The organism is Flavonifractor sp. An82 (genome assembly GCF_002159265.1).
Taxonomy (GTDB): Bacteria; Bacillota; Clostridia; order Oscillospirales; family Oscillospiraceae; genus Flavonifractor.
In genome coordinates, this window is the sequence record NZ_NFHG01000059.1 from 1 (window position 1) to 533 (window position 533).

1 tRNA gene is annotated in these 533 nt (G+C 48.2%); it reads right to left on the reverse strand.

Annotated features, from left to right (window positions below):
• Nucleotides 1-169: 169 nt before the first annotated feature.
• Nucleotides 170-246 (reverse strand) — tRNA-Ile (locus B5G34_RS18170).
• Between the last annotated feature and the right edge of the window lie 287 nt (nt 247-533).

Below are 533 nucleotides of genomic sequence, written 5' to 3' on the forward strand. Positions count from 1 at the left end.
CGCCATTCTATCTTTAAGTTCCACAACATTGCTGTTATTGCCCTCTGTTGCTTGCTCTTCATACTTTCAATCTGCATTGTTCAGTTTTCAAGGTGCTGACTTCCAGTCTCTTTCAAGACCAGATTGAAATACCTGAAATTCAGATACTTCAATCCAATATTGAATTAAGTGGTGGGCCCAAGTGGACTCGAACCACCGACCTCACGATTATCAGTCGTGCGCTCTAGCCAGCTGAGCTATGGGCCCGTAAATTTGGTGCCATCTGCTTCTTTCCAGCCTGGCCCGCATCGGCATAGCCGCCGCGGTACACGCTAAAAATGTGCCGCAGGCACATTTTCTTAACGCGTGTACCCTCTAAATTAAACAACGTGAAAGTTCATTCGCTCCAGAAAGCTGACCTTAGGACGTTACGGCGCGCCGTTGGCTCAAAGAAGTGTTACCACTTCTTTGAGAATTATATGCCTCGCTTCGCTCGGCATGTAATTCGCGCCGAAGTCTCCTTAGAAAGGAGGTGATCCAGCCGCACCTTCCGA